The following is a 13242-nucleotide window of genomic DNA, read 5'->3' on the forward strand; positions in this document are numbered from 1 at the left end:
GAGGCCGCTGTACTGCCGTCGCCGGGCCCGGTATCAGCGGGACGCTTTCAAGCGCAGCGCTTCGCCTTCAGCGCTGCGGTGCGATGTCGAAGGTCTCTGCGCCGCACGCCTGCACCAGCTCCGGGTCGTGGCTCGCGAACAGCACCACGCGGTCGCGGCCCCAGATCCTGAACTGCTCGGCCAGCACGCTGCGCGCACCGGCATCCAGGCCATTGCTCGCGCCGTCCGCCACGACCACCGCCGGATCGCCCAGCGCCGCCGCCGTGAGATAGACCTTGCGCCGCGTCCCGGTCGACATCTGCTCGAAGCGCTTGTCCAGATGCGGTTCGAGGCCGAGCCGATACGCCAGATCGAGCACCGCCGCGTCGAGCGGCACGCCCTTCTCGGCGGCCACCTGCTCCAGCAGGCCACGGCCGGTCTGCTCGGGCAACGCCAGACAGTTGTCGGGCACATGAGCCACACGTGCGCGTACCGGCGCAGGCGCCTGCGCAAGCGGTTGCCCGTCGACCCACACTTCTCCCGCGTCGGGCGCGATCACGCCGGCCACGATCCCGAGCAAGGTCGACTTGCCCGTGCTGTCTTCCTCGCACAGTGCGTAGCAACCCGGCGCGAACGTCCGCGTCAGCCCCGCGAACACCACGTGCTCGCCGTAGCGCTTGGTAAGTCCCTCGATCCGCAACATCACAGCCCTTCCCCGTAAAGGTGTCAGACTGCATTTTTCCACCAAACGCCGGCCAACGGCTCAACACCGCGCGACGAACGCGTGAAGCCCCAGCGTGCAGAACGCAAGCCCGTCGACCCCAAGCCCCGACTGGCTCGCGCCGCCAGCGAAAACCCCTCAACCCGGCAATCGCGCCACCCGCCCGTTGCGCACGACGGTGCACGCCGGCCGTTGCCCGATCCAGTACACCAGCGCCTCGGCGCGCGCCACCGGCCACAAGACGAAGTTGGCGGGCCTGCCCGATGCGATGAAGCCCTGTGCGTCGCCGAGCCCGAGCGCCGCGGCCGCATGGCGCGTGATGCCGGCGAGCGCTTCGGGCGCGGTCAGCCCGAACAGCGTGCACGCCATGTTGGCCATGAGCAGCAGGCTCAGCGCGGGCGAGGTGCCGGGGTTGTGATCGGTGGCCACGGCCATGGGCACGCCCGCGGCCCGCAAGGCGGCCACCGGCGGCACGTGCGTGTCGCGCAGGGTGTAGAAGGCGCCCGGCAACAGCACGGCAATCGTGCCCGCACGCCTCATCGCGGCAATGCCGCGCTCCGACAGATGCTCGATGTGGTCGCACGACAGCGCGCCGTACCGCGCGGCGAGTTCGGCACCCGCCATGTCCGACAACTGCCCGGCATGCAGCTTCACGGGCAGGCGCAATCGTTGCGCGGCCTCGAACACGCGCTCGGTCTCGGCCAGCGAAAACGCCATGCGCTCGCAGAACACATCCACGGCGTCGATCAAACCCTCAGCCGCCAGCGCGGGCATCATCTGCGCGCACACCATGTCGAGGTAGTCGCCGCGTCGATCGGCATACTCGGGCGGCAGCGTGTGGGCGCCGAGAAACGTGGTGCGCACGGTCACGTCGCGCAGCGCGCCCAGCCTTCGCGCCACGCGCAACTGCTTGCGTTCATGCGTCAGCGCAAGCCCATAGCCCGACTTGATCTCGATGGCGGTCACGCCCTCGGCGAGCAACTGATCCAGCCGCGGCAGGGCCTGCGCGAGCAACGTCTCCTCGCTCGCCTGGCGGGTGGCCGCGACACTGGAAACAATGCCTCCGCCGGCCCTCGCCACCTCCTCGTAGGTCGCGCCCGCCAGACGCATGGCAAATTCATTGGCGCGGTCACCCGCGTAGACCAGATGGGTATGGCAGTCGACCAGCCCGGGCGTCACCACCTGCCCCTTGCCCTCGAAAGCGCGCAGGCTGGCGTAGCGGTCCGGTACACGCCGCTCGGGGCCCACCCATGCGATGCGCCCCTTCTGCACCACGATGCAGGCCGCCTCGTCCAATGCCATCGGCACGTCCACCGCATGCAGCGCAGGGACCAGACGCAGGCCGAGCCAGCGCCCGTCGGCCGGCGGTGATGGCGATGAAGTGTGGGTCACGGCGAATCCTCCACGAAAGCGGCAGGCGGTTCCGAGGGCGCGCGCATCAGCGGCCGGGCAGCAGGTTCATCGGCATCAATTCGCGCAGCCGGCCGCTCGCCAGGAGGGTGGCCGCGGCGTCGATGTCCGGCGCGAAAAAGCGGTCTTCCTGGTAAAACGGCACGGCCTCGCGCAGCAGCGCGCGCACCGCTTCGAGCCGGGGCGAGGTCTTGAGCCCGGCGCGGAAATCCAGCCCCTGGCACGCGCCGAGCCATTCGATGGCCAGGATTCCGCGCACGTTCTCGGCCATGGCCCACAGGCGTTTGCCCGCATTCGGCGCCATGGACACGTGGTCCTCCTGGTTTGCAGAGGTCGGCAGACTGGTCACGCTGGCCGGATGGGCGAGCGAGATGTTGTCGCACGCCAGCGCGGCGGCGGTGACCTGCGCGATCATGAATCCCGAGTTCACGCCGCCGTTGTTCACCAGGAAGGCGGGCAGCTGCGACATGTGCTTGTCCATCATCAGCGAGATGCGCCGTTCGGACAGCGCGCCGATCTCGGCCAAGGCCAGCGCCAGATTGTCGGCGGCCATCGCGACCGGCTCGGCGTGGAAGTTGCCGCCCGACACCACCTCGCCCGCCTCGGCGAACACCAACGGATTGTCGGAGACGGCGTTGGCCTCGACGATCAGCACGTCAGCCGCCTGCCGCAGCTGGGTCAGGCACGCGCCCATGACCTGGGGCTGGCAACGCAGCGAATAGGGATCCTGCACCTTGCCGCAGTCCGCATGCGAGCGGCCCACCTCGCTGTCGTCCTGCAGCAGTTCGCGCAGGATCGCGGCAACGTCGATCTGCCCCTGCTGGCCGCGCGCCGCATGCACGCGCGCATCGAAGGGCATGCGCGAGCCCAGCATGGCCTCCACGCTCAGGCTGCCGCAGACCAGGCCGGCGGCCAGCAGGTCTTCGGTCTCGAACAGCCCGCGCAGCGCGTATGCGGTGGACACCTGGGTGCCGTTGAGCAGCGCAAGCCCCTCCTTGGCCGCCAGCGTGAGCGGTGCCAGGCCTGCGACCGCCAGCGCCTCCGTGCCGGACAGCCATGCGCCACGATGGCGAGCCTTGCCCTCCCCCAGCAGCACCAGCGACATATGAGCGAGCGGCGCCAGATCGCCCGATGCGCCCACCGATCCCTTCAAGGGAATGTGGGGATAGACCTCGGCGTTGACCAGGGCGACGAGGCTGTCGATCACGACGCGGCGCACGCCGGAGATGCCGCGCGCGAGACTGTTGACCTTGAGTGCCATGATGAGGCGCACCATGTCGTCGTCGAGCGCGTCGCCCAGCCCGGCCGCATGCGACAGCACCAACGCGCGCTGCAACCGCGCGAGGTCGTCAGTGGCGATGCGGGTGGACGCCAGCAGGCCGAAGCCGGTGTTGATGCCGTAGGCCGTGCGGCCCTCGGCGATGATGCGGTCGACGCAGGCCACTGCGGCATCGATGGCTGGACCCGCGTCGGGAGAGAGCGCGATCTTCACCGGCTGTTCGTAGAGCTTGCGCAGATCGGCCAGGACCAGCAGGCCGGGTTGCATGAGCATGTCCGTCATGTGCGTTCCTTTGAATGGCGTGCGCAATCGGCCCGCGCGCGGCGCTAGGCGGCCACCATGGGCAGGTTCAGACCGTGACGCACCGAGGCCGCCACGGCGCTCTCGTAGCCCGCGTCGGCGTGCCGCATCACCCCGGTGGCCGGGTCGTTCCACAGCACCCGGTTCAGGCGCGCTGCCGCTTCCGGCGTGCCGTCCGCCACGATCACCACCCCGGCGTGCTGCGAGTAGCCCATGCCCACGCCGCCGCCGTGGTGCAGGCTGACCCAGGTCGCGCCGCTGGCGGTGTTGAGCAAGGCATTGAGCAGGGGCCAGTCGGACACCGCGTCCGTGCCGTCCTTCATGGCTTCGGTCTCGCGGTTGGGGCTCGCGACCGAGCCGCAATCGAGGTGATCGCGCCCGATCACGATCGGCGCCTTCAACTCACCCGTCCTCACCATGTCGTTGAACGCCAGCGCTGCCTTGTGACGCTCTCCCAGGCCCAGCCAGCAGATGCGGGCCGGCAAACCCTGGAAGGCAATGCGGTCGCGGGCCATGTCGAGCCAGCGATGCGTGTGGGTGTTGGCGGGAAACAGCGCCTTGATCTTGGCGTCGGTCTTGTAGATATCCTCGGGATCGCCCGACAGCGCGACCCAGCGGAAAGGGCCCTTGCCTTCGCAGAACAACGGCCGGATATAGGCCGGCACGAAGCCCGGAAAATCGAAGGCACGCTTCAGGCCTTCGTCGTAGGCGACCTGCCGGATGTTGTTGCCATAATCGACCGTCGGAATGCCCATCGCCTGGAAGTCGAGCATGGCCTGCACGTGCTGCACGCAGCTGCGCGCCGCGGCCCGCTTGAGCGCGGTGTGCTGCGCGGGGTCGGCCATCGCGGCCTGCCAGTGCGGCACGCTCCACCCCTGCGGCAGATAGCCGTTGACGAGATCGTGCGCGGAGGTCTGGTCGGTCACGATGTCGGGCCGCAGGCCACCCGCGCGCGCACGCCGGACCAACTCGGGCAGGAGGTCGGCGGCATTGCCCAGCAGGCCGATCGACACCGCCTCCTTCCTGGCGGTGTGATGCGCGAGCTGCGCCAGCGCGTCGTCGATGTCGCGCGCCTGCTTGTCCAGATAGCGGGTTCGCAGGCGAAAGTCGATCCGGGCTTGATTGCATTCGATCGTCAGCGAGCAGGCGCCCGCCAGGGTGGCGGCCAGCGGTTGCGCGCCGCCCATCCCGCCCAGGCCAGCGGTGAGTACCCATCTGCCGGACAGGTCATTGCCGTAGTGCTGTCGGCCCGCTTCGACGAAGGTCTCGAAGGTGCCCTGCACGATGCCCTGGCTGCCGATGTAGATCCAGCTCCCCGCCGTCATCTGGCCATACATGAACAGGCCTTTGCGATCGAGCTCGTCGAAGGTTTCCCAGCTTGCCCACCGCGGCACCAGATTGGAGTTGGCGAGCAGCACGCGCGGCGCGTCGGCGTGGCTCTTGAAGACCCCCACCGGCTTGCCCGACTGGATCAGCAGCGTCTCGTCGGCCTCGAGGCGTTTGAGCTGGGCCAGGATCTCATCGAAGCACGCCCAGTCGCGCGCGGCGCGGCCGATGCCGCCATAGACCACCAGCGACTGCGGGTCTTCGGCCACGTCGGGATCGAGATTGTTCTGCAGCATGCGGTAGGCGGCCTCGGCCAACCAGTTCTTGCAATGCAGCGTGGCCCCGCGCGGCGCGCGAATGATGCGGGTGGGATCCCGGCGCGCATCGTGGAGAAAGGCCTGCGGCAAGGGGTCGTCGACGTTCATGATGGTGTCCTCGAAGAAAGACAGCGGGCCGGCCGGAGGGCTCCAGGCGCGGGCAGAGTCGTGATTCGCGTTGCGTCAGCGCCCCGCGTCCACGCTTTCGTGCGGGTAGATCATCCGGGGCGGAACCCGCATGGTCTTGCGGGCCAGCGGGTAGTACACGAGCGAGGTGATGACGAGACTGACCAGCCACGACACGTCGGCGCCGTCCATGGCCTTCGCCAGCGCACCTTCGTACATCGCCTGGTTGATGAACGGAATCTGCACCACGATGCCGAGCACATAGCTGGACAAGGCCACGCCGTTGTAGGCGCCGTAGCGGCCGCGGCTGTCGTACAGCGCGGGAATATCCACCTTCTCGCGCGACACGAGGTAGTAGTCGACCAGATTGACGGCGCTCCACGGCACAAACACCATCAGCAGAAGCAGCACGAAATTCTTGAAGGTGGCGAGGAAGTGGGCGCTCGCGAGCAAGGCCACCAGCACCGTGACCAGCACGAAGCCGACGATATAGGCCACGCGGGCCGCCGGCGAAAACGACTTCCTGCCGTCGTAGGCGCTCACCGTGGTCAGCACCGTCATGAAGCCGCCGTAGGCATTGAGGCAATTCACGGTGAGCTTGCCGGTCACGATCACCAGATAGATCAGCAACGCGAGCGGCCCGGCGAGCTCGCCCAGGAAGCCCACCTGATTCTTCACGAAATCGCCGCCCGCGGCGGCGACCAGCGCGCCGAAGCTCATCGCGAGCTGTGAACTGATGACGCTGCCGCTCCAGGTCGCCCAGAAGGTCGCGGCGGCCGGCGTGGCGCGCGGCAGATAGCGCGAGTAGTCGGCGACATACGGCGCATAGGTCAGCTGCCAGCCGGCCGCCAACGCCACGGCCGTGAGAAAGCTCGTCCAGCTGAACGGCCGCTGCCCGATGAGCTGCGCCAGGTCGTATCGATGCAGCAGCTGCCACGCCAGATAGCCGAAGCCCAGGATGCCGAACAGGGTCGAGATGCGCCCCATCAGGTGAATCAGGCGGTAGCCGACGATGGCGACCAGCGCGGTGAGCGCGCCAAAGAGGGCGATGCCGACGGCCGGGGCGCTGAATCCGAGCAGCAGGTTGATCGCCTGCCCGGACAGCACGGTGCCGGTGGCGGCAAACCCGACATACATCAGGATCACCAGCACCAGCGGCAACGCCGCGCCCTTGACGCCGAACTGCACGCGGCTCGAGATCATCTGGGGCAAGCCCAGCCTCGGCCCTTGCGCGGCGTGCAGTGCCATGACCACGCCGCCCAGGATGTTGCCGATCAACAGCCCGGCAATCGCCGTGAGCGCCTCCGCGCCGAAGACCACGGCCAGCGCGCCATCCACCACCGCGGTGATCTGCATGTTGGCGCCGAACCAGAGCGTGAACTGATTCGACGGCCTGCCGTGCCGCTCGTGCGCCGGAACCATATCGATCGTCCGGGTCTCGATAGCGACGGCCGAGGCCGATGCAGCAGCTTCCTGAGGCATGGTCCTTGTCTCCTGACATCGCGACGGCGCTCGGGGAGCAGCATCGAGCCCGGGGCTTTTTGTATAGACATATTCTGTCGCTGCAACGGCGGACCCGTCAATTGTCTATACATAACTTACGCACAGGAATCACCGGGCTGGCAGGCGAAGAGGAAGGGAAAAGCACCTCCCAAAACAAAGGTGTCAGACTGCATTTATCTCCCGCCGGCCCGCCCCGAAAAGGTGTCAGACTGCATTTTTCGAGATGCGGGGCTTTCCCGGACCGAAGGACGCGCGCGCGCCCGATTCGGCAAGCGCCTCCCGCGCACGGGAGCGCGGCTCGGTCGCGTTGATGCAATGCGGGGACAATGCTGGTGTAATCCTGGGTAATGGACACCCTGCCCCCCGTTTCGCTGCACACCCGGATCCTGGCGGAGATAGAACAGCGCATCCTCAGCGGCCAGTGGCCGCCGGGTTTCCGCATCCCTTCCGAGATCGAGTTGAGCGAGCGCTTCCAGTGCTCGCGCATGACGGTCAACAAGGTGTTGACGCAGCTCGCGCGCGCAGGGCTCATCGAACGGCAGCGCAAGGCGGGCAGTTTCGTCACCCGGCCGCATTCGATTTCCGCCGTCCTGGACATCCAGGACATCCGCACCGAGGTGCTCGCTACCGGTCAACCGTATCGGATCGAATTGCTGTCGCGACGGCGGCGGACCAGCACCCGTGCCGACAGGGCGGCCCTCCAGCTTGCGCAGCCCGAACCGGTGCTGCACCTCGTGTGCCTGCATCACGCCGGCGCGCGTCCGTTCTGCCTGGAGGATCGCATCATCAGCCTGGCGGCGGTGCCTGCGGCTGCCGACGCGCGCTTCGACGAAGCGGGGCCGGGCGCCTGGCTGGTGCATCATGTGCCATGGAGTTCGGCCGAACACCGCATTCGCGCCATGGCCGCCACACCCGAGGTCGCCGCGCGCCTGCACCTGCACGAGGCCGCCGCCTGCCTGGCGATCGAACGCCGCACCTGGAGCGGCGAGCAGCCCATCACCCACGTGCGGCTGATCTACCCCGCCGACGGCCACGAACTGGTCGCTCGCTTCTCCCCCTCCTCGACGTCCCCCGAAGACACCTGACCCCGCCGCGAACCGGCTGGCGACGGTCAAAAGTCAAAAAGGAGTCAGACTGCAATTAATCTGTGCCACCGCCTCGCGCCGCGCCGGAGAATTGCAGTCTGACTCCTTTCTCAGAATTGCAGTCTGACTCATTTTTTCTTGGCTCAGCGGGGATGACGGCCGCTCCCCGCGGGTTTGGTTTGCCGCCCCCCCGGGGCAGCTGATCCCGCAGGCAAAAACAAAGGTGTCAGACTACATTCTTCGAAAATGCAGTCTGACACCTTTGTTTTCTGCTTGCTGCATGCAGCGGTTGCCGTTTCTTCCGGGAGCGATCAGTCTCCGCCAAGTCAGTTGCAACCCAGTACGACCGCTTTGGGTCGGCGGCGGCCTTCGTCGACACCCGGTCCCGGCCAGGAGCAGACGGTAAAATTAACTCTCCGTCCGACGAGATTGTCGATATGCATGAATCCAACTCCAACCTGCGTTCATTTTCGTTCGTACTTGCCGTCCCCGACCTCGAGCGAAGTGCTTCATACTTTCGAGACGTGCTCGGCTTTCGGCTTGAATGGCCCGAAGGCTCCGGCTGGCAACTCGCGTCGAGAGGCGGTGTACGTATCATGATGGGCCATTGTCCAGATGCGATTGCGCCTTCTTCAATGGGTGACCACAACTATTTTGGTTATTTCAATGTCGACGACGCGGATGCGCTACACACTGAGTTCGTCACGAGAGGGGCCCTGATACCTCAGCCTCCCGTCGACAGACCCCATGGAATGCGGGAGTTTGTCGTCGTCACGCCTGATGGACATCGATTTATGGTCGGCCAGGATCTCGCCGCATCTCGCTAAACCACGTTAGGGCTGCCGCCTGTTTTGTAAATCAGCAATGCTAGCTCAGGGCCGGAAGCGCGCCTTTTTGGGACGGCTAGCGACCAGGATCGGTCATCATGCAACGGCTATTCCAACAGCTAGCTGCTTAGTAGCATGACTGACTTCCGCGAGCGGTGCTAATCAGCCGGGACTCATCTGCGTAATGGGGGATGGCATGGATCGTATTGCTGACCGCTACTTGAGGTTTGCAAAGATCGAGGCGGCGGGTCGCTCGCCGTTGTATGAAAAATGGGCATTGCATGTCGCGAATTCGTTTGACGCACTGGCGTTTTTGCAGGGTCTGCCTGTAGATAAGCAGCAACCAAACCTGCTGTTTGCAGCGTTCCGCCGTACCGTAGGTGCGCCTACCTCGACCGCGGAGTTCGATGTAGGCTTGGCGCAGCATGGCGACACCATCCGGGCTCTTATGTTGGCGCGTTCCACGCAGACCAACGAACCAGGGCGCTGTGCGGTATTGCTGCCCGCTCTCGCTTCGATCGCAGGCAAGATAGCGCTCATCGAGGTGGGGGCCTCCGCAGGACTGTGCCTGCTGATGGACAAATACGGCTACGACTGGGGCTCCCGACGCCTGGTTCCGTGTCGAGACGATTCGGACTATCCAGTATTCCCTTGTGAGGTCATCGGCGCGGGTCCGCTCCCCCACACCTATCCTGAAATTGTGTGGAGGGCTGGACTGGATTTGAGCCCAATCGACGTTCACTGCGACGAAGATAGGAAGTGGCTTGAAGACCTGGTGTGGCCCGAGGATGGCCATCGACTAGCACGCCTTCAGTCGGCGCTACGGATCTGCGGACGCGAGCCGCCTCAGATCGTCCGGGGCGATCTGCTGCGGGATCTTGCTTCCTTAATCGAAAAGGCTCCGGCGCAAGCGACCGTGGTTGTGTATCACTCCGCTGTTCTGAACTACGTTATGGACCAGGCACTGCGCAATGAATTTGCACGCGACATGTTGGCCTCGCGTTGCGTCTGGATCAGCAATGAAAGTCCATTGGTATTTCCGCAGTTCTTGCCGGCGGCCACGCCGCAACCGTCCGGCATGTTCCTGTTATGTACCAATGGCCATGCGTTGGCCTGGACGGATCCGCATGGTGGCGCGTTGCAATGGCTGTGATCCAACGCTTTCTTTGCTAACCGCCCTCGGAATCTTCGAAACGTCGAGATGCGAGAGACCACTTTGGGTCGGGATCGGTCTGTCGTCATATGCTGCTGGCAGTCTCCCCGATTCCGTCCTACATATTCGCGTGGTGGGTTACAGACTACCAACGCTACGCTCAAGCATCTCGAGACGATTCAGATGCTCTGCACCTAGCAGAAATCGCGCGTATGGCGACCCAACGGCCTCGCCGCCGTATAGCGCTCGTGCCGTGACGACTGGCGCTGGAGCGCCAGGTCAACAAGCCACTCTCACACATCATGCGTGGCGACGGATCACTGACAGTTCGGTCGCGGCCATGGTGGACAATTATCTCTCTTAACCGCTCTTTGGTTTCCCGCATGCTCTCCTGCACTTGATGAAGAGGAGTTGAAGGGCGCTGTTGGAATTATTGGCGCACTGGTCGCCGACCTCGATGCCGCCGATCTCACCATCGCGCACGCGTTGGAACTTCTGAACTCGGGCTTGCCGGAAACGGCGCTCAGGTAGTGCCCGGTGTGCAAGGAGGTCGCAAACAGCACGTGCCAGTTGCCGGATGCAGTCGAGCCTGTCAGGTAGGCCGTGGAGCATATGAGTGCCTGGGACGCACTGGTGCAAGCCGCCTGCCACGCCTGGCCAACTTACGACGGCCATTTCACGCCGAACGTCTGCGGCCTGCTATGTCGAGCCCGGCGACACGTCCGCCAGAAGCGTGATGAGCGCATCGAGGTCCACGGGCTTGACCAGATGCGCATCGAAACCGGCTTCGTGCGAGGTGCGACGATCCTTTTCCTGTCCCCAGCCACTGAAAGCCACGATCACGACGTCCTTGCCCCAATCGAGCTGGCGGATGCGACGGCAAGCTTCGTGACCGCTCATGCCCGGCATGCCGATGTCCATCAGAATCACCTGCGGCCGCATCACTGCGCCGATCTCGATGGCCTCGGCGCCGCTGTAGGCCAGTCGGGCCTCGTGCCCCTCGAGTTCGAGCAGCGCGATCAGCGATTCGACCGCATCACGGTTGTCATCGACCACCAGCACGCGGCGCGCTTCGCTCTCGCGCGCGTGGGGCCCGGCGAGCGGCTCGACATCCGGCACCTCGGTCACCGGCAAACAGACAATGAAGTCGCTGCCCTGCCCCAAGCCGGCACTCTCGGCGCGCACCGTGCCGCCATGCATTTCGACCAGGCGCTTGACCAGCATCAGGCCGATGCCCAGGCCTCCCTGGGCCCGCTCTTCGGTGTGGTTGACCTGCGTAAACATCTCGAAGATCCGATCCAGCTGATCGGGCGGAATGCCTGAGCCGTTGTCTTGAATATGCACCTCGACGTGACCATCGGGCCGGATCACCCGCAGCTCGATGTCACCGCCGGGCGGTGTGTACTTCGCCGCATTCGACAGCAGGTTGCCGAACACCTGAGTCAGGCGGGCCGGATCGCCTCGCAACGTGATTCCGGCCTGAGGCTGCACGACTTTCAGGCGGTGGCCCTGTTTATCCAGCAGCGGCCTGCACGCCTCGACGGCATGGCGCAGCACAACGTCGAGCGAGAGAGACTCGAGCCGCAATTCGAGCTTGCCGCGATTGATGCGGTTCACATCCAGAAGGTCATCGACGAGCCGCACCAGTTGCCGCACCTGACGATCCATCACGTCGTGCGCGCGCCGTGTCATGGCGGGGTCCTGAGCTGCGCGCCTCTGCACCTCGAGCATATTGCGCAGTGCCGCCAGCGGGTTGCGCAGCTCGTGGGCCAGCACGGCAAGGAATTCGTCCTTGCGCAGACGCTCCTGCGCCAATTCGGCGTCGACCTGATGCCGCTCGATCAACTCGGCCGCCTGTCGCGCCAGCAAATCGATGTAGCGCAAGGCCTGCGGACTGGGCCCGCCCGACCATCGGTAATGATTGTTGAGCATGCCCAGCAGCCGACCGTCGCGGCTCATGAGCGGCGTGCACTGGATCGAACGAATGCCGTCTTCGAGCACGATCTCGAGCCCGAGCGTTCCCTGCAGGCCGTCGAGCTTCTCGACGTCCTGCACCACGAGCCGCTGTATCTGTCTGGCCGCCTCGCCGCAACTCGCGTCCCAGCCGTCGTCCGCGAAATGCTCGACCAACCGTTGGCTCAGGCCCTGATGCACGACGATGCGCAGCGTCTGCGTGGCCGGATTGAAAATCTGAATGTTGCCCTTGTCGGTGCCCGAGATATCCGCCGCCGCCGCCAGGATTTTCTTGAGCATGGGCTCAAACGCGCCAGGTCCGACAAGCTCTGCGCTCAGTGCCTGCAGCCGAATGAGCGACTGCATTTCGGTGTTCATGAATGCGGTCGACCGGTCGCGCTCCACCACGATGCTGGCGATCAGCGCACCGCACTCGGCCACGCGCTTCTCCCAATCATTGGGTTCGCGAGCTTCCGACAGACACAGGAAGAACGAGCCGACGGCCAGCCCGTTCGGCCCGATTGCAGGGTGCGAATAACATGCACGGATATCGTTGGCGAGACACAGGGAGCGCCAGGGCGCAGCCCACTGCGTTGAGTGCTCGACATCGGCACACACCACCGGCTTGCCCGCGAAAATCGCCGCACCGCAGGTGCCGATCAGCGCCTCGCCGATGGGCGACCCCTTGATCGACTTGGCAAAAGACGGCGCGAAGTGCGCAGAATAGCCATTCCCGATGGCCGAGCGATCGGCATTCGCAAGCAACACGCAGGCGCGCGTGCCTGGCGCGAGACGAGCGACTGCGTCCGTAAGCGCATCCAGGCACGTCTCCATCGCCGCGCCCGATGCGACCAGCAGCAGAGCCTGCCGCTGCTCTTCATCCAGATGGGCGGCGCGCTCGAAGTCGGATGGCAGGGAGCCCAAGGCTTGCTCCTGATGGTTAAAGCTTCCGTGGGCGGGCGCACGCGAGCCGGAAACTGATCAGGACCGTCTTGAACCATGACATGTTTCGCGACGATCAAGAAGTTTATCGTGCCACGAAACTGTTCGTAGAAATGTTGCCAATTGTCCCCGCACGGGCACTCGTGGGGGCCGCAGATGCGAGCAGGGGAAAGGAGCAAACGGCCGACCTCTCCGGGTCGAAGGGCGCCATAGCCGGACGACGGCTTCCGGGCCAAGAGCCGCCGTTGGCGACCTCAAGAAGCAGACACTCAACTCTTCGTTCACCGTTCGCCAAAGGCGACGCATCGGAATCGCTGCTTG

Annotated in this window: 9 protein-coding genes; 3 read left to right on the forward strand and 6 right to left on the reverse strand. The window is 65.3% G+C overall.

The genetic code is table 11. The annotated features are described in order from the left end of the window. Positions 1-67: 67 nt before the first annotated feature. The 5 genes from CEG14_RS23295 to CEG14_RS23315 form a co-directional block, all read right to left on the reverse strand. Entirely contained in the window at positions 68-682 is a 615-nt protein-coding gene (locus tag CEG14_RS23295; RefSeq protein ID WP_094828970.1) for an ABC transporter ATP-binding protein, read from the reverse strand. A gap of 156 nt (positions 683-838) precedes the next feature. Further along, positions 839-2092 (reverse strand): imidazolonepropionase, encoded by a 1254-nt coding sequence (hutI, locus tag CEG14_RS23300; RefSeq protein ID WP_094828789.1) that lies wholly within the window; start codon positions 2090-2092, stop codon positions 839-841. A gap of 46 nt (positions 2093-2138) precedes the next feature. Next, on the reverse strand, positions 2139-3671 hold the full coding sequence (gene hutH, locus CEG14_RS23305; protein ID WP_094828790.1) for a histidine ammonia-lyase: 1533 nt from the start codon (positions 3669-3671) through the stop codon (positions 2139-2141). A 44-nt stretch (positions 3672-3715) separates the two neighbouring features. After that, entirely contained in the window at positions 3716-5440 is a 1725-nt protein-coding gene (gene hutU / locus CEG14_RS23310; protein WP_094828791.1) for a urocanate hydratase, read from the reverse strand. Positions 5441-5515: 75 nt separating this feature from the next. Next, the gene (locus CEG14_RS23315; RefSeq protein WP_094828792.1) at positions 5516-6940 is read right to left on the reverse strand and encodes a purine-cytosine permease family protein; all 1425 of its coding nucleotides are present in this window, start codon (positions 6938-6940) and stop codon (positions 5516-5518) included. Positions 6941-7308: 368 nt separating this feature from the next. On the opposite strand from CEG14_RS23315, the gene hutC reads away from it, so the two are divergent. The 3 genes from hutC to CEG14_RS23330 all read left to right on the forward strand — a co-directional run bounded on the left by hutC (position 7309) and on the right by CEG14_RS23330 (position 10026). Continuing rightward, positions 7309-8046 (forward strand): histidine utilization repressor, encoded by a 738-nt coding sequence (gene hutC / locus CEG14_RS23320; protein WP_094828793.1) that lies wholly within the window; start codon positions 7309-7311, stop codon positions 8044-8046. Positions 8047-8483: 437 nt separating this feature from the next. Further along, complete coding sequence (locus CEG14_RS23325) at positions 8484-8873, forward strand: VOC family protein (protein WP_094828794.1); 390 nt, start codon at positions 8484-8486, stop codon at positions 8871-8873. Positions 8874-9069: 196 nt separating this feature from the next. After that, a complete protein-coding gene (locus tag CEG14_RS23330) occupies positions 9070-10026 on the forward strand; it encodes a DUF2332 domain-containing protein (RefSeq protein WP_094828971.1) in 957 nt (318 codons plus the stop codon). Positions 10027-10725: 699 nt separating this feature from the next. Here the strand turns inward: CEG14_RS23330 and CEG14_RS23335 are convergent. Continuing rightward, entirely contained in the window at positions 10726-12903 is a 2178-nt protein-coding gene (locus CEG14_RS23335) for an ATP-binding protein (RefSeq protein ID WP_256985962.1), read from the reverse strand. Positions 12904-13242 lie beyond the last annotated feature (339 nt).

Source organism: Bordetella genomosp. 1, from assembly GCF_002261335.1.
Classification (GTDB): domain Bacteria; phylum Pseudomonadota; class Gammaproteobacteria; order Burkholderiales; family Burkholderiaceae_B; genus Bordetella.